The sequence below is a fragment of the Citrobacter sp. Cc139 genome (assembly GCF_030334645.1).
Lineage (GTDB): Bacteria > Pseudomonadota > Gammaproteobacteria > Enterobacterales > Enterobacteriaceae > Citrobacter > Citrobacter werkmanii.
This window is the reverse complement of record NZ_JAOWDM010000075.1, coordinates 172347-193930: the sequence shown is the minus strand read 5'-3', so window position 1 is coordinate 193930 and position 21584 is coordinate 172347. Positions and strand designations below refer to the sequence as shown.

The window sequence follows — 21584 nt, the reverse complement described above, 5'->3', positions numbered from 1 at the left end:
AAAGAATAATTGAACCTTTCATCCATGACGCCGCATAATCCTTCCTGCGAAACATAAAATGTTTTCTTTGCATTGATAATTGATGGATCAACAATATTACGTCCCTGAGGAGGGATGACAAATGCACACCTGGAAAAAGAAACTCGTAGTCTCACAATTAGCACTAGCCTGCACTTTGGCAATCACTTCTCAGGCAAATGCTACCACTTACGATACCTTTGGTTTTCACGACGATGCGACCACATATAACACGCCAGATGCTGACTACATGACCTACAATGGTTATGTTTATAACAACGCAGCAACCGATAGCAGCTATTTCGACACCTCATTCTCTGGCGATACGGTGAATGGCGTTGTTTCGACGTATTATCTGAACCGCGATTATGCAGACGATACGGCAAATACCGTGAATGTAACCAATTCCACGATTCACGGTATGATTACCTCTAAGCAGGTATCTGGCTTTAATGATGCGATTGCGCATGACTGGGTTGACGGTGATATCTTCACATTAAATATCAATAACTCGACGATTGATGATGACTATGAAGCATTTTATTACACCGATACCTATCTGGATGGCACAACATCGAAGTCAGTCTACGAAACATATTCTGTAGCTGGACTGGGAACGGCGGTAACGCTGGATGTCGAAAGCGCTATCAATATTAGTAATAATTCACATGTTGCAGGTATTAGCCTGGAGCAGGGTGATACCACCAATGCGGCGTATACCACTGGCGCAACTCAGTGGGATAACACCATTACGGTAAATGACTCAACCGTCACGTCGGGTTCTTATACTGCTGATGAATCAACGGGGCACTTTGGTAACTCTGCAGAGCCGAGTGATTACAGTAATTCCTCAACCCAGGATGATGTTGCACTATCGTTCACAGATAACAGCGCTTCTGCTAATCGTATGGTAAACACCGTCACGTTGAACAATTCTCAGTTGTTAGGCGATGTTATGTTTACGAGTACCTGGAACAGCAATTTTGATTCCGCTGGCCATCTGGTTGATGGTTCTACTTCAGATTATACCCACGGCGGCTGGGATGATGACGATCAAAACGTCGATCACCTGACTCTGACGCTGAATAATACCAGTTGGACGGGGGCAGCCAATATTGACTATGACACCGTGGCCCCTTCACAGTTCTATGATATTGCAGCTAACAGCTTAGATCCAAATGCGACAAGTTCTGATAACTGGAACCGTGTTAACAGTGCAAACTCCTTCCAGAGCGGTATATTTGATATCGCACTGAATAATGGATCTGTATGGAATACCACGAAAACGTCTCTGATTGATACCCTGGCTATCAACAGCGGTTCTCAGGTTAATGTTGCCGACGGTTCCAGCGTAACGTCTGATTCCATTACCCTGAACGGTGCTTCTACGATGAATATCGGCGAAGACGGCGCGGTTGATACCGATCACCTGACGATTGACACTAACAGTACCGTGACGTTGTCTGATGACGTTAGCTCTGCATGGTCAGGGGCTGCTTTGTATGCCAACACCATTACCGCAACCAACGGCGGTATGCTGAATGTCGAAACCAGCAATAATGGCGCTTCCAGTCTGTTTACTGCCGGTACGCTGGAACTGACCAGCGGAAATGTGGCTGATAACAACGGCAACGTGTACGCCGGTGTATTCAATATTAACAGCAACAACTACGTACTGAATTCAGATCTCGTCAACGATCGTACCTGGGACACCACTCAGGCTAATTATGGTTACGGTATCATCGCGATGAATTCTGATGGTCACCTGACCGTCAACGGGAATGGTGATATCAATAGCGGCGACGAAGCTGATGCCAGCAGCACCAGCGATAACGTTGTTGCTGCAACCGGTAACTACAAAGTTCGCATTGATAACGCAACGGGTGCAGGTTCTGTTGCTGATTATAAAGGCAAAGAGCTGATTTACGTTGATGACGTAAACACCAACGCCACCTTCTCTGCAGCCAATAAAGCTGACCTGGGCGCTTACACCTATCAGGCACAGCAGCAGGGGAACACCGTTGTTCTGCAGCAGATGGAGCTGACGGACTACGCTAACATGGCGCTAAGCATCCCCTCTGCCAACACCAATATCTGGAACCTGGAACAAGATACCGTGGGTACTCGTCTGACCAACGCACGTCATGGTCTGGTCGATAACGGTGGCGCATGGGTCAGCTACTTCGGTGGTAGCTTCGACGCGGATAACGGCACCATTAACTACGATCAGGATGTTAACGGCATCATGGTCGGTGTTGATTCCAAAATTGATGGTAACAACGCGAAGTGGATTGTCGGTGCCGCGGCAGGCTTTGCCAAAGGAGATATGAGCGACCGTACCGGTCAAGTGGATCAGGACAGCCAGACTGCCTATATCTACTCTTCTGCTCGTTTTGCCAACAACCTCTTTGTTGACGGTAACTTAAGCTACTCTCACTTCAACAACGATTTGTCTGCCAGCATGAGCAACGGTCAGTATGTTGATGGTAGCACTTCTTCTGATGCCTGGGGCTTTGGCTTGAAACTGGGTTATGACCTGACGCTGGGTGACGCTGGCTACGTAACGCCTTATGGTAGTGTATCCGGCCTGTTCCAGTCTGGTGATGACTATAAGCTGAGCAACGACATGAAAGTTGACGGTCAGTTTTATGACAGCATGCGCTATGAACTGGGGGTTGATACAGGTTATACCTTCGCGTACAGCGATGACCAGGCGCTGACCCCGTTCTTCAAACTGGCCTATGTTTACGATGACTCGAACAACGATTCTGACATAAACGGCGACTCTATCGACAATGGCGTAGAAGGTTCTGCGGTACGTGTCGGACTGGGTACGCAGTTCAGCTTTACCAAAAACTTCAGCGCGTACACCGATGCTAATTATCTCGGTGGTGGCGATGTCGATCAAGACTGGTCTGCAAATGTTGGTGTTAAATATACCTGGTAAGAAATCTATCGCAGAGAAAAAATAATTTAATCTGGAAAATGCCCGTCACGGATTTGACGGGCATTTATTGCAAGGAACGAGCAATGTTATCTACGAATAAACCTCTTCCTGAATTTAGTAAGCTTGATAAATGTTTATCGAAATATGGCAAGCACTTTGAATGTGATAACGATAAAGAAACTATATATTCCAGTGAGGTAAATAACGATGATACCGTTATTATTTTAAGCGGTGTAGTTTCCCTGAGACGCGGGGAGAATGTACTCGTCGGCATTGCGCAGGCACCATTTATTATGGGGCTTTCAGATGGTGTGATGAAAACCGATGTGCAATACAGATTAATGACCGAAAGTTATTGTACGGGATATCATCTTCCTGCCTTACAAACGATTAATATAATTGAACAATGCCAGCTTTGGCGCGAAGCATTCTGCTGGTTGGCCTGGCAGAACCGCATGCTTGAAATGCGCGATCTGCAGCTGATTGGTAATAACTCCTACGATCAGATCCGCGCGACGTTGATATCCATGACGAAGTGGGACGAAGGCCTGCGTTCGCGTATTGGAGTTATGAACTATATTCACCAACGCACACGAATTTCACGCTCAGTTGTCGCTGAGGTCCTCGCGGCATTGCGTAAGGGTGGTTACATTGAAATGAATAAAGGCAAACTGGTGAGCATTAAACGTTTGCCTTTTGAGTATTGAATCAGGATGCGGGAATAACCTGCGGTTTGTTTCCGCTCAACTCTGTGACCAGATCGTTAATACCGTCACTCATATTGGTAAAGCGCGTCAGCGGAGAACGGGTCACCACGACAAATGCCCCAACGTTTTTCTGCGGGATCATTGCCATATAGGTAATAAAACCACCGCCACCACCGGTTTTTTGAATAATTCCCGGGCGGCCATTCTTCGGTGCCATATACACCCAGCCCAAACCAAGCGCATCGGCTTTGCCCGGAACGTCCATCCCTATCACTTTGGTTAACTGCGTACGCTGATAAATCAGCGTCTGCATACGGTCGGCTTGCTGGCTGCGATGATAAAAATCAGAAGAGAGATACTGTTGCATCCAGCGCATCATATCGCCGGGCGTTGAATAGACGCCGCCGCTACCCATTGCCGCCAGGGTATTGTTACAAGGGCTGGCGCCTTTTTCCGCGACCATCAGACGTCTGCACTGATCGGGGGATGGGGTAAAGGTGGTGTCTTTCATTCCCAGCGGTCGGGTGATTTTTTCTTCAAACACCTGCGGATAAGGCTTACCGGCGGCTGTCCCCAACGCGTCGGCCAACAGGTCGAATGCCAGATTTGAATAAGAAGCCTGCGATCCTGGCGCGGCTTTAAGCGTGGCGGTTGAGAGATAGCTCCAGCGTTGTTCGCGGGTTGGCCAGACAAACACCGGGCGATGTGCTGCGCCGCCAGGCTGTTCGCGCGGCAGCGCGCTGGTATGCGTCGCCAGATTCACCAACGTGATTGGCGTTCCCTGATAAGTCGGCACGCGTGCGCCAGGTGGTGCATATTTACTCAAGGGATCGTTGAGTTTAACCGTGCCCTGATCGAGTAATTTCACCAGCACTTCGCTGGTCATTAATTTAGTGATAGAGGCAATGCGAATCACGGAATCCAGTTGTGGATGAACATTATTGCCGGGGCGCGTTTCGCCGAAGCTACGAAATACGCGTTGATTACCATCAATCACCACGAGCGCCATCCCCGTGGCACCACTGCCGTAAAATATATGGTCGGCATAACGATCGACGATATCTGAGGCGAAGACCGGATCGGTTATAGGCTGTGCCGCCTGGACAGATGTCAATGACGCCGCACACAGCGCGGCAGAAAAAAGCAGACTACGTTTCAACGGTGGTGTCCATGAGTTAGAAAAAGTGAAAAAGGATGTCGTGCGTATGCGTATTTATACTACTCAACGGCGTATTGCAAAGCGCTTATCAGCCAATAATAGTGTGAAAAACGTAACGATGAGTAAACGTGAGTGTTTCCCGGATTGTGGATGTTCGCTTTTGTGATCTCACGCTGTGATAATCTGCACATGCTGGAACGTTGTCGAGTGTGAAAACCACAGAAACAATTCTTCATCGCCGTGGGGCGAACTATGTGCCACGGTTTTGGTCACAATTGTCGGTTTCAGCTTGTGTTTTTTGGCGTAAGCCGTCTCGCCGCCGCATTTCCCGGTGGCAAACGCACAGCAGTCGTCATAACGATAAGAAGTTAGCAGGAGAGCACTATGTTTAAGTCTTTTTTCCCAAAGCCGGGACCGTTCTTTATTTCGGCATTTATTTGGGCACTGGTCGCTGTTGTATTCTGGCAAGCAGGTGGGGGAGCCTGGGTGGCGCGCATTACCGGCGCGTCGGGGGATGTACCGATTAGCGCAGCGCGTTTCTGGTCGCTGGATTACCTGATTTTTTATGCTTACTACATTCTTTGCGTTGGGGTGTTCGCGCTGTTCTGGTTTCTCTACAGCCCGCACCGCTGGCAGTATTGGTCCATTCTCGGTACCTCGCTGATAATTTTTGTGACCTGGTTTCTGGTTGAGGTCGGCGTCGCCGTCAACGCCTGGTATGCGCCATTCTACGATCTCATTCAAACCGCGCTCAGCGCACCGCATAAGGTGAAAATTGAGCAGTTCTATAATGAAGTGGGGATCTTTCTCGGCATTGCGCTGATTGCCGTGGTCATTGGCGTGATGAACAATTTCTTCGTCAGTCACTATGTGTTCCGCTGGCGTACCGCGATGAACGAACACTATATGGCGCACTGGCAGCATCTGCGTCATATCGAAGGCGCAGCACAGCGTGTGCAGGAAGACACCATGCGTTTTGCCTCCACGCTGGAAAATATGGGCGTCAGCTTTATCAACGCCATTATGACGCTGATTGCCTTCTTGCCGGTACTGGTTACGCTGTCGGCGCATGTTCCTGATCTGCCGATTATTGGACATGTTCCTTATGGGCTGGTGATTGCCGCGATTGTCTGGTCGCTGATGGGAACCGGCTTGCTGGCGGTAGTCGGGATCAAACTTCCGGGTCTGGAGTTTAAAAAACAGCGTGTGGAAGCGGCTTACCGTAAAGAACTGGTATACGGTGAAGATGATGCCAGTCGTGCAACGCCGCCGACGGTGCGTGAACTGTTCCATGCGGTGCGGCAAAACTATTTCCGTCTCTATTTTCACTACATGTATTTTAATATCGCCCGTATTCTGTACCTGCAGGTTGATAACGTTTTCGGTTTGTTCCTGCTGTTTCCGTCAATTGTTGCCGGTACGATTACGCTCGGTTTGATGACGCAAATTACCAACGTGTTTGGCCAAGTGCGCGGCTCGTTCCAGTATCTGATTAACTCCTGGACAACCTTAGTTGAACTGATGTCTATCTATAAGCGTCTGCGCAGCTTTGAACGTGAACTTGATGGCCAGGATATTCAGGAAGTTACCCATACGCTTAGCTAACAAAAGGAGATGTTATGTCGACGGTTTCCCGTCTTTACCCCTGGTCCGGACTGGCAGCATTGGTGCTGGTGGGATGTAGTAGCCAACCCGCGCAGCCGTTAAAAAAAGGGGAGAAAGCCGTCGATGTGGCGAGCGTGGTGCGCCAGAAAATGCCCGCCAGCGTGAAAGACCGGGATGCGTGGGCGCAGGATCTGGCGAAGACGTTTGAAAGCCAGAAGCTGGCGCCAACGGTTGAAAACATCTGTTCGGTGCTGGCGGTCGCGCAACAGGAGTCAAACTACCAGGCCGATCCGGCGGTTCCTGGCTTAAGTAAAATCGCCTGGAAAGAGATCGACCGTCGCGCCGAGCGCATGCATATTCCGCTGTTTGTGGTGCACACTGCGCTGAAGATTAACTCGCCAACGGGGAAAAGCTACAGTGAGCGTCTGGATACGGTGAAGACGGAAAAACAGCTTAGCGCCATCTTTGATGATTTCATCAATATGGTACCGATGGGGCAGACGCTGTTTGGTTCACTGAATCCGGTGCATACCGGCGGACCGATGCAGGTCAGTATTGCGTTTGCCGAGCAGCACGCCAGCGGCTATCCATGGAAAATGGCAGGGACGGTCCGTCAGGAAGTGTTCAGCCGACGCGGCGGACTGTGGTTTGGCACTTATCATCTGCTCAATTATCCGGCGAATTACAGTGCGCCCATCTTCCGCTTTGCAGATTTTAATGCCGGCTGGTACGCCAGCCGCAATGCGGCTTTCCAGAATGCAGTCAGTAAAGCCAGCGGAGTGAAGCTGGCGCTGGACGGGGATTTGATTCTCTACGGCAGCAGCGAGCCGGGGAAAACGGAGCTGGCGGTACGCAAGCTGGCCGGGAAGCTGGGGATGAGCGAGAGTGAGATCCACCGACAACTGCAAAAGGGCGATAGCCTGGCCTTTGAAGAGACTGCGCTGTACGAGAAGGTCTATAAGCTGGCTGAAGCGAAGAGTGGTAAATCGCTACCTCGTGAAATGCTGCCTGGCATTCAGTTGGAAAGCCCGAAGATCACGCGTAATCTGACGACCGCGTGGTTTGCTAAACGCGTGGACGATCGTCGGGCGAAGTGTATGGCTCAGTCATCGTTATGATGACGGCGGCGCCAGCGGATAATTGTCGCGACGGCGCCAAGAATCAGGCTACCGACCAGGAAAGGGATCAGCCCAAACAGGGTACCGACGCCTAAACCAATTTCAACGCGCGGGCGTCCTGTCTCTTGCATTTGCAACTGCATCAACTGCTCATAGATACCGGGTGCGTGGGCCAGCAAATTTAAAATCTGCGCGCCTGCCCAAAAGCAAAACAGCACAAATATGGCATACGCAATGTTGCCGGGCAGGGAGGAGGTATCCCGATGCTTGCCCTTAAACAGGGATTTTGAGAGCGTAAAATCAGCCATAAAGACCTCCGGAAATAACCTGCTTTTTTGGCGTAATGCCTGTAACTGAGTGTGAGTCTGACAGGTGATTAGGAATGTCAATATCAGAATGTTGGTAATTTCAGGTGGAGATTATTCCTGGATTTCGGTTTTTTGTGGTGTGTCACAATTATTTAACCTTAAGTTAAATTAAGTTACATTTCAGAAATTACGCCTATGCCACAGACGCCCATGGGGAAATGTGCGAGGATGCTTTCCCATGTTGTATATCCACCGGAGCCGTTATGAACCTGCCTGTAAAAATCCGCCGAGACTGGCACTACTATGCCTTCGCTATTGGGCTTATCTTTATTCTGAATGGCGTGGTCGGGTTATTAGGCTTTGAAGCGCAGGGATGGCAAACCTATGCGGTGGGGCTGGTTACCTGGATAATCAGCTTTTGGCTGGCCGGTTTAATTATCCGTCGCCGCGTGGAAAATGAAGATGATGAAGCGAAGGATGCCCAATAGTTATCAGGCATCCTGGCGGGTTTACATACTGGTTTTCAGCGCGCTATCCGCAGCGTGGCGCTCCAGCGCCAGTTCGATCAGACGCGTGATCAAATCGGTATAGCCTAAGCCGCTCGCCTGCCACAGTTTTGGATACATACTGATGTTGGTGAAGCCCGGCAGGGTGTTGATCTCATTGATCACAACGTCGTTGTCTGCGGTTAAGAATACATCTACACGCGCCATGCCGGCACATCCCAGTGTCTGGTACGCCTGAATGGCGATCTGGCGGATCTTGTCGTTAATCTCTGGCGCGATCGCTGCCGGAACAACTACTTTGGCGCCATTATCGTCAATGTATTTGGTGTCGTAAGCGTAAAAATCACTGTTCAGCACGATCTCACCACAGGTGCTGGCCTGCGGATGATCGTTGCCCAGTACCGCGCATTCGATCTCACGGCCTTTGATCCCTTGCTCTACCACGACTTTATGATCGAACTCAAATGCCAGCGCGACAGCCTGGTTGTATTGTGCTTCACTGGTCACTTTGCTAACGCCAACGGACGATCCCTGGTTGGCGGGTTTCACGAACAACGGCAGACCCAGGCGGGATTGCACCTCAGCAAAGCTAATATTGTTGCGGTTCGCGCGAGTGAGTGTAATAAATGGCGCGATATTTAATCCGGCATCGCGCAGCAGACGTTTGGTTACGTCTTTATCCATACAGGCTGCGGAACCCAGGACATCAGAACCGACGAACGGCAGATTCGCCACGCGCAGCATACCCTGCAAAGAGCCATCTTCACCCAGCGTACCGTGGACGATCGGGAAAATAACATCGACCGTCGGCAGCGGCTGACCGTTTTGCGCATCGATCAACTGGTGCTCTTGTTTACCCGGAACCTGAGCCAGGCTGGTCGCGGAAGGACGCAGCGCAATGTGCGCCGGATCGTCTGAATTGAGCAGATAGTTACTGGCATCGCTAACGTGCCATTGCCCTTGTTTATCAATACCTAACAGCACAACGTCAAAGCGAGTCTTGTCGATGGCATCGACAATATTTTTTGCCGATTGCAATGACACTTCATGTTCCGCTGATTTACCACCAAATACGATTCCTACCCGCAACTTTGCCATCTTAAAAACCCATTCCATGAATGCAAAGCACATACATTACCACGACAAAACGCAGGTTTCCTCGGCTTCTGGCAGATTGTTTGTCTGGGCAACAGGGGAATAGATACGCGCAAACGCGTTGATCTCGCATCAAGCATAATTCCCTGCTTGTATTGTGGGTTTGATGTGAGGCGTATCACAAATATGATGAGCGGGAAGATAAAATTCTAAACTGTGATATATCGCACCTGTGGATCCTTATTTGGCTAAGTAATTTGTTAAGCTGCTCGCAGTTTTCAGCTACTTATCGTTATGAGCCCTTATGGAATCCTGGAGAGTAAACCTTATTTCCGTCTGGTTCGGATGCTTTTTTACCGGACTGGCGATTAGCCAAATCCTGCCTTTTTTACCGCTCTATATCTCCCAATTGGGTGTCACCTCGCACGAAGCGCTCTCTATGTGGTCTGGGTTAACGTTCAGCGTCACCTTCCTTATTTCAGCCATTGTTTCACCAATGTGGGGCAGTTTAGCTGACCGTAAAGGGCGCAAGCTGATGCTGCTGCGAGCCTCGCTGGGGATGGCGATTGCGATTTTACTGCAGGCATTTGCCACTAACGTCTGGCAGCTTTTTCTGCTGCGCGGGGTGATGGGGTTAACCTCAGGCTATATTCCGAACGCAATGGCGCTGGTAGCATCACAGGTTCCGCGTGAACGCAGCGGATGGGCATTGAGCACGCTTTCTACAGCGCAAATCAGCGGCGTTATTGGCGGTCCGTTAATGGGCGGTTTTATTGCCGACCATATTGGCTTACGGGCGGTGTTCTGTATTACTGCGGCTTTGTTGGTGGTCAGTTTCCTTGTCACGCTGTTTTTGATCAAAGAGGGTGTGCGCCCGACGACCAAAAAAAGCGAACGCCTGAGCGGGAAGGCCGTCTTTGCCTCGCTGCCTTATCCGGCGCTGGTGATCAGCCTGTTTTTTACGACGATGGTGATTCAGCTGTGTAACGGCTCTATCGGGCCAATTCTGGCGCTGTTTATCAAATCAATGGTGCCAGACAGTTCTAATATTGCCTTTCTCAGCGGGCTAATCGCCTCAGTACCTGGCATCTCGGCCCTGATTTCCGCGCCCCGGCTTGGCAAATTAGGCGACCGTATTGGCACTGAGCGGATTTTAATGGCGACGTTGATGTTCGCTGTCGTGCTGTTTTTTGCCATGTCGTGGGTCACCACGCCATTGCAGTTGGGGGTATTACGTTTTCTGCTCGGCTTTGCCGACGGCGCGATGTTGCCAGCGGTACAGACGCTGCTGGTGAAATACTCCAGCGACCAGATAACCGGGCGTATCTTTGGTTATAACCAGTCATTTATGTACCTGGGCAATGTCGCCGGGCCATTGATGGGAGCAACAGTATCAGCCATGGCGGGATTCCGCTGGGTGTTTATTGCTACGGCGAGTATTGTACTGATTAACATCTGGCAGTTGGCCATCGCGTTGCGACGTCGGCGTCACGCGCGCTGACTTCCTGATAAACAACGCTGCCAGTCGGCGTTGTTTATCGATAATACTGCATTATATCTCTATGTGATTATTCATAATCTTACCTTTTGATATTGAATGATTCTGCTTTACGTCTCATCTCTCCCTTATTTTGTGATGTGATTGTTTTCGCAAATAGTTTAATTTCTTCTAAAAATAAAACTTTTATCACCTAGGCAGTTATGAGCCTTAATGTTAACGTGGCTTATATTTTGTTAAGGGAATACGCAAATGAAAAATCTCGTCACTGAGTTGTTGCTTAAGCTCGCCCAAAAAGAAGAAGAGTCACAAAACCTGGCCGCGCAGGTTGAAATGTTAGAGCAGGTAATCACCGAAATGCTGCGCAATATGGCGTGGAGCGATCGGCAAATATTGCTGCGTCAAATTGAAGGGGCTCTGGCAGGTGTCAACCCCGTGCCAGCGTTTATGACGACCCTGCATAACGCTGGCGAAATCGTGTCAAAACGTTTTGATTAATCTGTGGGACGTCCCTACAAATTATCATAAAAGTGTCACATCAAATACTTATAGTCGCTTTGTTTTAATTTTACCGTATTTATACATGGAGAAAATAAAGTGAAACAAAGCGCACTCGCTATTGCCCTGTTACCTTTGCTGTTTACCCCGATTATTAATGCAGAAACATCTACCGTAGCGGTTATGGATAATCGTGCCGCTCAGGGTGATATCACCACGCCAGGCGGCGCCCGCCGATTGTCAGCCGATCAAACGGCGGCTTTACGCGAATCTCTGAACGATAAACCTGCCAAAAATATCATTTTACTTATTGGCGATGGGATGGGCGATTCTGAAATAACGGCAGCGCGAAATTATGCCGAAGGCGCGGGCGGTTTTTTTAAAGGTATTGATGCCTTACCGTTGACCGGACAATACACGCACTATGCGTTAGATAAGAAAACGGGCAAGCCGGATTATGTGACGGACTCAGCGGCCTCAGCGACGGCGTGGACCACCGGGGTTAAAACTTACAATGGCGCGCTGGGCGTTGATATACATGAAAAAGATCACGCAACAATTTTGGAAATGGCAAAAGCGGCAGGTCTGGCCACGGGCAACGTTTCTACCGCTGAATTGCAGGATGCAACCCCAGCGGCACTGGTTGCTCATGTGACTTCACGTAAGTGCTATGGCCCTGACGTGACCCGTGAAAAATGCCCAACCAATGCGCTGGAAAAAGGCGGCAAAGGGTCAATTACAGAACAATTGCTGAATGCCCGGGCTGACGTCACGTTGGGCGGTGGGGCAAAAACGTTTGCCGAAACCGCTGCGGCAGGGGAGTGGCAGGGCAAAACGTTGCGTGAACAAGCCCTGGCGCGCGGTTATCAGATGGTAAGTGATGCCGCGACGCTGGCTGCGATTACCGAAGCTAACCAGGATAAGCCGTTGCTGGGCTTGTTCTCCGACGGCAACATGCCGGTACGCTGGGAAGGTCCGAAAGCGTCCTATCATGGGAATCTGGATAAACCAGCGGTGACCTGTACGCCAAATCCAAAGCGTGATGACACCGTACCGACGCTGGCGCAGATGACGGATAAAGCGATTGAACTGTTAAGCAAAAATGAGAAAGGTTTCTTCCTGCAAGTGGAAGGGGCATCCATCGATAAACAGGATCACGCCGCCAACCCGTGCGGACAGATTGGTGAAACGGTTGATCTGGACGAAGCGGTACAGCGCGCGCTTGCCTTTGCGAAGCAAGACGGCAACACCCTGGTGGTGGTAACCGCTGACCACGCGCATGCCAGCCAGATTGTCGCACCTGATACCAAAGCGCCTGGTCTGACTCAGGCACTGAACACCAAAGATGGCGCGGTGATGGTCATCAGCTACGGCAATTCTGAAGAGGAATCTCAGGAGCACACCGGTAGCCAACTGCGCATCGCCGCTTATGGCCCGCATGCGGCGAATGTGGTCGGTCTGACCGATCAAACTGATCTGTTTTACACCATGAAAGCGGCGTTAGGGCTGAAGTAACTCTACCCCCGGTGACAATAGTTTTGCCGCCGGGTGGTATTTTTATCGTTAGCAGCCAAACTTACCTGTGTGTCGTCGTTCAGAAAAGGATGGTGCTATGAAAATTACATTATTAATGACGCTGCTCTTTGGACTGGTTTTTTTAACTACCGTCGGTGCTGCCGAGAAGACGTTAACCCCGCAACAACAGCGTATGACCACCTGCAATCAGCAGGCAACGGCGCAGGCTTTAAAAGGGGATGCGCGCAAGACGTATATGAGTGATTGCCTGAAAAACAGCAAATCTGCGCCTGAGGAAAAGAGTTTAACCCCCCAGCAGCAGAAGATGCGTGAATGCAACGTCAAGGCGACGGAGCAGTCACTGAAAGGCGACGATCGTAACAAGTTTATGAGCGCTTGCCTGAAAAAAGCTGCGTAGCACTTACGGGTGAGCAGGTAAAAACGCTCACCCGAAATTTCATACTCCCGCCAGCAGACCCCTACCTATAATTTGGGAAATTTGTTTCAGAATGTTCCCAAATACGATGAATGATGCAAACTTTTTCCAAAAGAAGGTCGTCGCGGATGAAGCGTTTATATCACTTCATCAAAACGACCACCAACGTTCCGGTCTGCGATTTGCCCGACGGATCAGGCTGCCGCGAGCGGTGGGATTGGGGGGGATGTTTTTCCCTATCGCGTCGGTATTAGTTTCCCAGCCTATTACTGGAGGCTGGTGGCTGTTACTGGTGGGATGGGCATTTGTCTGGCCACATCTTGCCTGGCAGTTGGCAAGTAAAGCAGACGATCCTCTGCATAGTGAATTTACCAATTTAAAAGCCGATGCCATCCTCGCCGGAATGTGGCTGGGAATTATGGGGGCAAACCTGTTGCCGTCCACGGCGCTGCTCATGATTACTTGCATCAACCTGATGGGCGCAGGGGGAATGCGAGTATTCCTCGCGGGCGTCGTGTTGATGGCGGTGTCATGCCTGGTGACGTTACAGTTAACCGATATTCCCGTCGCTGTTAGCAGCAGTCAACTGAGCGTGATGTTATCACTGCCGGTACTGGTGATGTACCCGCTGCTGTTTGCCTGGGTCAGCTATCAGACGATCATCAAGCTGGCGGAACATAAACGCCGCTTACAGGTGATGAGTACGCGAGATGGGATGACCGGCGTTTATAACCGACGTCATTGGGAGTTATTGCTACGTAATGAATTTGATAATTGCCGCCGCTATCAGCGTGATGCCACGTTGCTTATTATTGATATCGACCATTTCAAGAGCATCAATGATACCTGGGGTCATGACGTCGGGGATCAGGCTATTGTCGCGCTGACCCGCCAGTTGCAGATGACTTTACGCGGTAGCGATGTGATTGGCCGTTTTGGTGGTGATGAATTTGCGGTGATTATGTGCGGTACGCCCGCAACCAGCGCAATTGCGGCCATGTCGCGCGTGCATGAACGACTTAGTCAGTTGCGTTTATCCTGCGCTCCGCAGGTCGCCTTACGTATTAGCGTTGGCGTAGCGCCGCTGACTTCTGAAACTGAGCATTATCGGGAATGGTTAAAATCGGCGGATATGGCGCTTTATAAAGCAAAGAATTCCGGACGTAACCGCACCGAAGCGGCGGCCTGACGTCCGGTGATATTAACTCAGGATCGGCTGAGTTTTTCTGACTGTTCCATGCATTTAACCATCGCTTCAATCACTGATGAACGAAAACCGCGTTCTTCCAGGACGCGTACCGCTTCGATAGTGGTGCCGCCTGGCGAGCACACCATATCCTTCAGTTCCCCAGGATGTTTACCCGTTTCCAACACCATTTTTGCCGAGCCCATTACCGCTTGCGCTGCGAATTTATAAGCCTGCGCACGGGGCATACCGCCTTGCACGGCGGCGTCCGCCATCGCTTCGATAAACATAAAAACATAGGCCGGCGCAGAACCGCTGACGCCGACAACCGGGTGAATCATCGATTCTGCAATCACTTCGGCTTCGCCAAAGCAGCGGAAGATATTCAGTACGTCGGCCGTATCTTCCGGCGTTACTAAGGCGTTCGGCGTGACGGAGGTCATTCCGGCATTAACCAGTGACGGGGTATTAGGCATTGCGCGAATGATTTTGCGATCATGACCCAGCGCACGGGCGAGCTGATCGAGGGTAACACCAGCGGCAATCGAGACAACCAGTGAGTCTTTGTTCAGGCTGGAGGTGATTTCACTCAGTACCTTAATCATGATGCCTGGTTTTACGGCCCCAAAAACAATGTCGGCGATTTGCGCGACTTCTTGCGCAGACTGCGCTGCATTAATGCCATACTGGTCGTGCAACGCAGCGACTTTATCGGGGGAAGGGGTATAGACCCAGATTTGTCCCGGGAGAACCTGGCCGCTGGCGATCATGCCGCCAAGAATTGCTTTGCCCATATTACCGCAGCCGATAAAACCAATTTTTTTGTCCATCTTGTCACTCCCTATGGATGATATTCATTGTTTTATACCCGTCATACTTCAAGTTGCATGTGCGTTGGCTGCGTTCGCTCACCCGAATCACTTACCAGAGTAAGCTCATCGGGACTCACTCTCTTGCCGCCTGCCTGCAACCCGAATTATTTAGGGTAAATCTGGGAAAGCTAAGCTTAGCGCGGAATGAATATGTGCAGAAGGAGAAACAGCACTTTGCCTGCAAGTAAAAGCACGAGACAATGCGCGATTACACACGAGTGGGGAGAGATTATGACAATATGGGTGGATGCCGACGCGTGTCCGAACGTGATTAAAGAAATTTTATACCGCGCCTCTGAGCGCATGCAGATGCCGCTTATTCTGGTGGCGAACCAGAATTTGCGCGTCCCGTCTTCGCGTTTTATCCGTACATTACGCGTTCCCGCCGGGTTTGACGTTGCTGATAACGAGATTGTACGACAATGTAGCGCCGGTGATTTAGTGATCACGGCGGATATTCCGTTGGCTGCTGAAGCCATTGAAAAAGGGGCGGCTGCGCTTAATCCACGCGGCGAACGTTATACCGAAGCGACGATCCGCGAACGTCTGATGATGCGTGATTTTATGGATACGCTACGCGCCAGCGGCATCCAGACCGGGGGACCGGATAGCCTTTCTCCCCGCGACCGGCAGCATTTTGCGGCTGAGCTGGATAATTGGTGGCTGGAAGTTCAGCGCAGAAAATAGTATCTGTAATTTATTTTTTACACTTTCATCCGTGTGAATTCTTGTTATAGTAGGGCTTAATTGACACCATCACCGTTTTTGTAATTTTTTCTTTACGATTTGGTGGTGTACTAGTTTGGTGATATGATTATATCTTTAATTGCATCAGATCCCGCTCGTCGGCGGTTCTCTGGGGAAATTCTGTGATGACGCAACCTCTTTTTCTTGTTGGCCCCCGGGGGTGTGGTAAAACGACAATCGGTATGGCGCTGGCGAAGGCCATCGATTACCAGTTCGTTGATACCGATCGCTGGTTGCAGTCGCACGTGCAGATGACCGTAGCGGAAATCGTCGAAAGAGAAGGATGGGAAGGGTTTCGTGCCCAGGAAACGACCGCTCTGCAGGCCGTCACGGCTCCGACAACGGTTGTTGCGACCGGTGGCGGCATCATTCTGACCGAATTTAATCGTCATTATATGCGTAGCCACGGTGTGGTTATCTATTTAAGCGCGCCGGTATCGGTACTGGTGGATCGTCTGGAGGCTACGCCTGAAGAGGGGTTGCGCCCAACCTTAACCGGCAAGCCGCTGACTGAAGAAGTAGAGGAAGTGCTTGCCCAGCGTGATATTCTGTACCGTGCAGCGGCGCATTATATTGTTGATGCGACCAATCCGCCTTCGCAGGTGGTGGACGACATTCTTGGGATACTGTCGCAGGCAGCGCCACGCTTACAGGGTGGTGTCTATACTTAAAGCTCATTCAGACAAAAGGAAGAGCTATGCCGACAAAACCACCTTATCCGCGTCAAGCAACCATTGTTACCGTTGAAAAGGGGACGCCAGGCCAGACGGTAACCTGGTATCAACTTCGCGCCGATCACCCGGAACCGAATTCGCTGATCAGTGAGCATCCTTCCGCTCAGGAAGCCATGGATGCTAAAAAACGCTACGAAGATCCCGATAAAGACTGATATTAAGCACCGTCCTGGCACGAGTCTGAAAAGTGCCAGGACGGGCGTACATCACATTTTTTTAAATATCGCCGTATACAGTAAAAATTGAAAATTAAACAATAACAATACAGTACTGGAATGATTTGGAATCTTTACAAAATACACCGCCGATCTGCTGCTACGCTTTTGAGCGTTTGTAGCGCAGGTCAGCGCCCGGCAATTATTCGGGAATTCACAGCAAAGTAAGAAGACGGTGGAGCAAAAAATGGGTACGTCGTTGGCTATCCTCACGATTGGCGTGGTGCCGATGCGTGAGGTGTTACCGCTCCTGACGGAATATATCGATGAGCAGCACATCACTCACCACAGTCTGCTGGGGCAGATGCGGCGAGAGGATGTGATGGCCGAGTACGGCGTCTCTCCCGGTGACGAGCCGCTTTTAACGCTGCTCAGCGACCATCAGCTTGCCCATGTTTCGCGCCAGAAAGTGGAACGATCACTACAAGGTATCGTAGAAGTACTCGATAATCAGGGCTTTGACGTGATCCTGCTGATGAGTACGGCCTCAATTGCCCGCCTGACCGCCCGTAAGAGTATGTTACTGGAACCTTTACGTATAATTCCTCCACTGGTCGCCTCGATTGTGGAAGGGCATCAGGTCGGGGTTCTTGTCCCCGTCACGGAATTGCTTAAAGCCCAGACGCAAAAATGGCAGGTGTTGCAAACGCCGCCAGTGTATGCCGTGGCGAATCCGATTCACGGTTCCGAACAGCAACTGATTGATGCCGGTAAAGAATTGCTTGAGCAAGGCGCGGATGTGATCATGCTGGATTGTCTGGGTTTTAATCAACGTCATCGCGATTTACTGCAAAAATCGCTGGATGTCCCGGTTCTGCTGTCCAATGTGCTGATCGCCCGGCTGGCTTCGGAATTGCTTGCGTAATTTTGCGTGACAGGTGGAACGCCAGCCCCCTATATTGGTTATTAACTTAATCACAAGATAGGGCCAGTTGTATGCTTCAAAGTAATGAATACTTTTCCGGCAAAGTAAAATCCATCGGTTTTACCAGCAGCAGTACTGGCCGTGCCAGTGTTGGCGTGATGGCTGAAGGCGAATACACCTTTGGTACTGCGGCGCCTGAAGAGATGACGGTCGTCAGCGGCGCACTGAACGTGCTGCTGCCGGGGGAAACTGAGTGGAAAGTCTATGCCGCAGGGGACGTGTTTAACGTACCAGGCAGCAGCGAGTTTCATCTGCAGGTGGCAGAGCCAACATCCTATCTTTGCCGCTACCTGTAAGCGTAAAAATGACGAATGGCGACATTGAGCCGCCATTCGGTAAATACGGCTTAACGTTGCGCTTCGCCGCCTAATCCTTCTACCAGACTTTTAATCAGCGCCGCCAGTTCGCCCGTCATCAGGATGAAATCGGCATCAAAACGCTGAGCGTAGTCCTCGCGGTCAATATCTTCGTTCTGATCGCGCAACTCGTCGCTAAACTTCAGACGCTTAATCGAGCCGTCGTCACACATAACGAACTGAATGCGCTGCTGCCAGTCGAGCGCCAGCTTGGTGACCAGTTTGCCCGCTTCGATATGTACGGCGATTTCGTCGCAGACCAGATCCTGTTTTTTCGCGCGGATCACGCCGCCGTCTTCAAGGATCGCTTTCAGTTCTGCTTCATCCAGCAACTGGAAGCCCTGCGCCGTTGTGCCGGAGCGAACCCATTCGGTTAGCGTCAGCTCAATAGGGTTTTCTATCGTCAGCGGAACGACCGGCAGCGAGCCGAGGCTCTTACGCAGCAGCGCCAGCGTATCTTCCGCTTTCTTCGCGCTCGCACAATCAACCATGATCAGATCGTTAACGGTGTCGATCCACATCATCGTTTGGCTGAAGCGGCTAAAGGCGCGCGGCAGCAATGAGTGCAGCACTTCATCTTTCAGCGAGTCTTTTTCGGTCTTCTTAAGCTTGCGACCTTGCTCAGCTTCCAGTTTGAATATTTTGGCTTCCAGCGCCTGTTTGATAACCGGCGACGGCAGAATTTTTTCTTCTTTGCGGGCGCAGATAATAATTTGGCCATTGGCGGTATGCGTTAATGCATCGCTGTGCGATCCCATCGGCGGAACCCAGCCCATTTTTGCCATATCCTGGCTACCGCAAGGGGTGAACGTCATTGATGCCAGCTGTTTTTCCATCTCTTCGGCACGCAAAGAAACATCGCGGCTAAGACGGTAAACCATTAAATTTTTGAACCACAGCATGATAATTTCCACGGCCTTGTCGTTAAATCCAGCGGGCATGATAGCGAATTGTCGCTATGCTTGCATTGTTAATCGGGAAGAGGAGCAAACAGTGCGTATAGGTATCGATTTGGGCGGTACAAAAACGGAAGTTATTGCGCTTGGCGATGCAGGCGAGCAGCTTTTTCGCCATCGCCTGCCCACACCGCGTGAGGATTATCAGCAAACGATAGAAACCATTGCCGCGCTGGTGGAGATGGCGGAGCAGGCTACCGGGCAAACGGGAACCGTGGGGATGGGGATCCCTGGTTCAATTTCGCCTTACACTGGGGTAGTCAAGAATGCCAACTCAACCTGGCTTAACGGGCAACCCTTTGATAAAGACTTAAGTATGCGTTTGAACCGTGAAGTGCGCCTGGCGAATGATGCCAATTGCCTGGCGGTTTCTGAAGCGGTGGATGGCGCGGCGGCAGGGGAGCAAACCGTATTTGCGGTAATTATTGGCACCGGATGCGGCGCGGGTGTGGCGTTGAATGGTCGGGCGCACACGGGTGGCAACGGTACCGCGGGCGAGTGGGGGCATAATCCGCTGCCGTGGATGGACGAAGATGAGCTGCGTTATCGCCAGGAAGTACCCTGCTATTGCGGCAAGCAAGGCTGCATTGAAACCTTTATTTCCGGGACCGGTTTTGCCACCGACTACCAGCGTCTGAGCGGTAAGTCGCTCAAGGGCAGCGACATTATCGATCTGGTTAACGTGCGGGATGCGGTGGCGGAGCAGGCATTGAGCCGCTATGAGCTGCGTCTGGCAAAATCGCTGGCGCATGTGGTGAATATTCTCGATCCGGACGTCATTGTACTGGGTGGGGGAATGAGTAATGTCGACAGGCTATATCAAAACGTTCCCACGTTGATGAAGCAATTTGTCTTTGGCGGCGAGTGCGAAACGCCCCTACGCAAGGCGCTGCATGGTGACTCCAGCGGCGTACGCGGTGCGGCCTGGCTGTGGCCGCAGGCGTAACCTGTTTTACGTCGCGGCTGCAACTTGTTGCACGCCGCGCTTCAGGTAGCCGTAAATCAGCAGCGATGACATGGCGGAGAACGACAGCAACGCAGCCGGTAGCGTTACATAGTTGTAGGCAAAGCCCAGCGTCAGCATCATACCGCCGCACCAGGCGCCAATTGCGCTACCGAGGTTAAAGGCAATTTGCCCGCCTGCCGCGCCCAGTAGTTCACCTCCTTTGGCATTTTGCAGCAGCAAAATTTGCAGCGGCGCCGACAGGGCGAACAGGCCCGCGCAGCAAATAAAGGCGAAGGTCAGCGATGCGGCTTTGATACCGCCAAAAACAAAAAGCAGCAGCAGAACCAGCACAATGATGAAGTCGGTTATTACCGCAATGCGCAGCGGTGTATAGCGGCCAGACAGCCGACCGCTCAACAGATTCCCTAATACCATCCCCAATCCCACCAGCATCATGATGAAGGTCATCAGCGCTTCGGAAAAGCCGGAGATGTACATCATGTACGGCTTGACGTAGCTGAACCAGGCGAAAACCCCGGCGTTGCCAAACATGGTGGCGGAAAAGATCAGCCACGGGGCGGGGCTTTTCAAAAAGTGAAATTGCTCGCGCAGATTCCCTTTCGCTTCATCGCTGATGTTGGGCACCCAAAAAGCTATCGAGACAATAACGGCGATATTAAAGACGGCAATCAGCAGGAACGTATAGCGCCAGCTAAATTCCTGGCTCAGCCAGGTACCGACGGGAATGCCAATCAGATTGGCAACGGTCATCCCTGAAACCATGCCCGCGACGGCGGCGGTGACTTTTCCTGGGCGCGCCAGCTTCGACAGAATAATCGCCCCAACGCCAAAAAATGCGCCGTGCGGGAAACCGGAAACCAGCCTGCCCACCGCCAGCATAAAATACGAGGATGAAAGGGTGAAGATGGCGTTGCCAATCACGCACAGCGTGACCAGAAACAGCAGAATATGCTTAAGCGAAAAGCGGCTGGAAAAGAGCGCAATAATCGGCGCGCCCAGCACTACGCCAAAGGCGTAAAACGAAATCATATGGCCAGCGGCCGGGATAGAAATACCCACGTCCCGCGCCAGCTCGGTGAGTACCCCCATGATGCCGAATTCGGCCATGCCCAGCCCAAATGTCCCCAGCGCTAAAGAGAAAACGACTTTTTTCATACCACCTGCCAACAAGAAAGACGCCGGATGTGCGTCATAGCGGCGAACGTTCGCCGCCAAC

22 protein-coding genes are annotated in these 21584 nt (G+C 51.1%); 16 read left to right on the top strand and 6 right to left on the bottom strand.

Features of this window, described 5'->3' with window-relative positions; all coding sequences use genetic code 11:
• Window positions 1-121 precede the first annotated feature (121 nt).
• Complete coding sequence (locus tag OGV69_RS09180; RefSeq protein WP_286469233.1) at window positions 122-2965, top strand: autotransporter YaiT-related protein; 2844 nt, start codon at window positions 122-124, stop codon at window positions 2963-2965.
• An 83-nt stretch (window positions 2966-3048) separates the two neighbouring features.
• Window positions 3049-3672, top strand: coding sequence for a hydrogen peroxide resistance inhibitor IprA (iprA, locus tag OGV69_RS09175; protein WP_069323929.1), 624 nt, complete (start codon window positions 3049-3051; stop codon window positions 3670-3672).
• A 1-nt stretch (window position 3673) separates the two neighbouring features.
• On the opposite strand, the gene ampH is transcribed toward iprA, so the two are convergent.
• Window positions 3674-4831 carry a D-alanyl-D-alanine-carboxypeptidase/endopeptidase AmpH gene (ampH, locus tag OGV69_RS09170; protein WP_038638090.1) on the bottom strand — a complete coding sequence of 386 codons (1158 nt, stop codon included), beginning with the start codon at window positions 4829-4831 and terminating at the stop codon, window positions 3674-3676.
• A 384-nt stretch (window positions 4832-5215) separates the two neighbouring features.
• Here ampH and sbmA point away from each other — a divergent pair, with 384 nt between their 5' ends.
• Together sbmA and OGV69_RS09160 are read left to right on the top strand one after the other, a co-directional pair.
• The gene (gene sbmA / locus OGV69_RS09165) at window positions 5216-6436 is read left to right on the top strand and encodes a peptide antibiotic transporter SbmA (RefSeq protein WP_286469232.1); all 1221 of its coding nucleotides are present in this window, start codon (window positions 5216-5218) and stop codon (window positions 6434-6436) included.
• A 14-nt stretch (window positions 6437-6450) separates the two neighbouring features.
• Complete coding sequence (locus tag OGV69_RS09160) at window positions 6451-7554, top strand: DUF1615 domain-containing protein (protein ID WP_069323930.1); 1104 nt, start codon at window positions 6451-6453, stop codon at window positions 7552-7554.
• On the opposite strand, the gene OGV69_RS09155 is transcribed toward OGV69_RS09160, so the two are convergent.
• Window positions 7539-7862 carry a YaiY family protein gene (locus tag OGV69_RS09155; protein ID WP_069323931.1) on the bottom strand — a complete coding sequence of 108 codons (324 nt, stop codon included), beginning with the start codon at window positions 7860-7862 and terminating at the stop codon, window positions 7539-7541. The genes OGV69_RS09160 and OGV69_RS09155 overlap by 16 nt on opposite strands.
• Window positions 7863-8125: 263 nt before the next feature.
• Here OGV69_RS09155 and OGV69_RS09150 point away from each other — a divergent pair, with 263 nt between their 5' ends.
• Window positions 8126-8350, top strand: a complete 225-nt coding sequence (locus OGV69_RS09150) for a DUF2754 domain-containing protein (RefSeq protein WP_038638102.1) — start codon at window positions 8126-8128, stop codon at window positions 8348-8350.
• A gap of 21 nt (window positions 8351-8371) precedes the next feature.
• Here OGV69_RS09150 and ddlA read toward each other — a convergent pair whose 3' ends face one another.
• Window positions 8372-9466, bottom strand: coding sequence for a D-alanine--D-alanine ligase (gene ddlA / locus OGV69_RS09145; RefSeq protein WP_038643049.1), 1095 nt, complete (start codon window positions 9464-9466; stop codon window positions 8372-8374).
• Between the two features lie 301 nt (window positions 9467-9767).
• Here ddlA and OGV69_RS09140 point away from each other — a divergent pair, with 301 nt between their 5' ends.
• From OGV69_RS09140 to adrA, 5 genes are all read left to right on the top strand, one after another.
• Window positions 9768-10964, top strand: a complete 1197-nt coding sequence (locus OGV69_RS09140) for a multidrug efflux MFS transporter (RefSeq protein ID WP_069323932.1) — start codon at window positions 9768-9770, stop codon at window positions 10962-10964.
• 249 nt (window positions 10965-11213) lie between these two features.
• Entirely contained in the window at window positions 11214-11459 is a 246-nt protein-coding gene (locus OGV69_RS09135) for a sigma-S stabilization anti-adapter protein IraP (RefSeq protein WP_069323933.1), read from the top strand.
• Window positions 11460-11558: 99 nt separating this feature from the next.
• Window positions 11559-12974 (top strand): alkaline phosphatase, encoded by a 1416-nt coding sequence (gene phoA, locus OGV69_RS09130; RefSeq protein ID WP_038638110.1) that lies wholly within the window; start codon window positions 11559-11561, stop codon window positions 12972-12974.
• 97 nt (window positions 12975-13071) lie between these two features.
• Window positions 13072-13392: a phosphate starvation-inducible protein PsiF gene (gene psiF / locus OGV69_RS09125; RefSeq protein WP_038638114.1), complete on the top strand. Its 321-nt coding sequence runs from the start codon at window positions 13072-13074 to the stop codon at window positions 13390-13392.
• Window positions 13393-13483: 91 nt separating this feature from the next.
• Complete coding sequence (gene adrA / locus OGV69_RS09120) at window positions 13484-14599, top strand: diguanylate cyclase AdrA (RefSeq protein WP_074458499.1); 1116 nt, start codon at window positions 13484-13486, stop codon at window positions 14597-14599.
• A 17-nt stretch (window positions 14600-14616) separates the two neighbouring features.
• Here the strand turns inward: adrA and proC are convergent, their stop codons facing one another.
• Entirely contained in the window at window positions 14617-15426 is an 810-nt protein-coding gene (gene proC, locus OGV69_RS09115; protein ID WP_038638118.1) for a pyrroline-5-carboxylate reductase, read from the bottom strand.
• A gap of 273 nt (window positions 15427-15699) precedes the next feature.
• On the opposite strand from proC, the gene OGV69_RS09110 reads away from it, so the two are divergent.
• From OGV69_RS09110 to ppnP, 5 genes are all read left to right on the top strand, one after another.
• Window positions 15700-16155, top strand: a complete 456-nt coding sequence (locus OGV69_RS09110; RefSeq protein ID WP_069323935.1) for a YaiI/YqxD family protein — start codon at window positions 15700-15702, stop codon at window positions 16153-16155.
• Between the two features lie 185 nt (window positions 16156-16340).
• Window positions 16341-16886 (top strand): shikimate kinase AroL, encoded by a 546-nt coding sequence (gene aroL, locus OGV69_RS09105; protein WP_069323936.1) that lies wholly within the window; start codon window positions 16341-16343, stop codon window positions 16884-16886.
• Window positions 16887-16912: 26 nt separating this feature from the next.
• Window positions 16913-17104 carry a protein YaiA gene (gene yaiA, locus OGV69_RS09100; protein WP_038638127.1) on the top strand — a complete coding sequence of 64 codons (192 nt, stop codon included), beginning with the start codon at window positions 16913-16915 and terminating at the stop codon, window positions 17102-17104.
• 247 nt (window positions 17105-17351) lie between these two features.
• Window positions 17352-18029 carry an AroM family protein gene (locus tag OGV69_RS09095; protein WP_038638130.1) on the top strand — a complete coding sequence of 226 codons (678 nt, stop codon included), beginning with the start codon at window positions 17352-17354 and terminating at the stop codon, window positions 18027-18029.
• A 71-nt stretch (window positions 18030-18100) separates the two neighbouring features.
• Complete coding sequence (gene ppnP, locus OGV69_RS09090) at window positions 18101-18385, top strand: pyrimidine/purine nucleoside phosphorylase (RefSeq protein ID WP_038638136.1); 285 nt, start codon at window positions 18101-18103, stop codon at window positions 18383-18385.
• Window positions 18386-18435: 50 nt separating this feature from the next.
• Here ppnP and rdgC read toward each other — a convergent pair whose 3' ends face one another.
• The gene (rdgC, locus tag OGV69_RS09085; RefSeq protein ID WP_069323937.1) at window positions 18436-19347 is read right to left on the bottom strand and encodes a recombination-associated protein RdgC; all 912 of its coding nucleotides are present in this window, start codon (window positions 19345-19347) and stop codon (window positions 18436-18438) included.
• A 91-nt stretch (window positions 19348-19438) separates the two neighbouring features.
• Between rdgC and mak the strand changes: the two genes are divergently transcribed.
• Window positions 19439-20347 carry a fructokinase gene (mak, locus tag OGV69_RS09080; RefSeq protein WP_069323938.1) on the top strand — a complete coding sequence of 303 codons (909 nt, stop codon included), beginning with the start codon at window positions 19439-19441 and terminating at the stop codon, window positions 20345-20347.
• Window positions 20348-20353: 6 nt separating this feature from the next.
• Here mak and araJ read toward each other — a convergent pair whose 3' ends face one another.
• Window positions 20354-21523 (bottom strand): MFS transporter AraJ, encoded by a 1170-nt coding sequence (gene araJ / locus OGV69_RS09075; protein WP_038643051.1) that lies wholly within the window; start codon window positions 21521-21523, stop codon window positions 20354-20356.
• Window positions 21524-21584 lie beyond the last annotated feature (61 nt).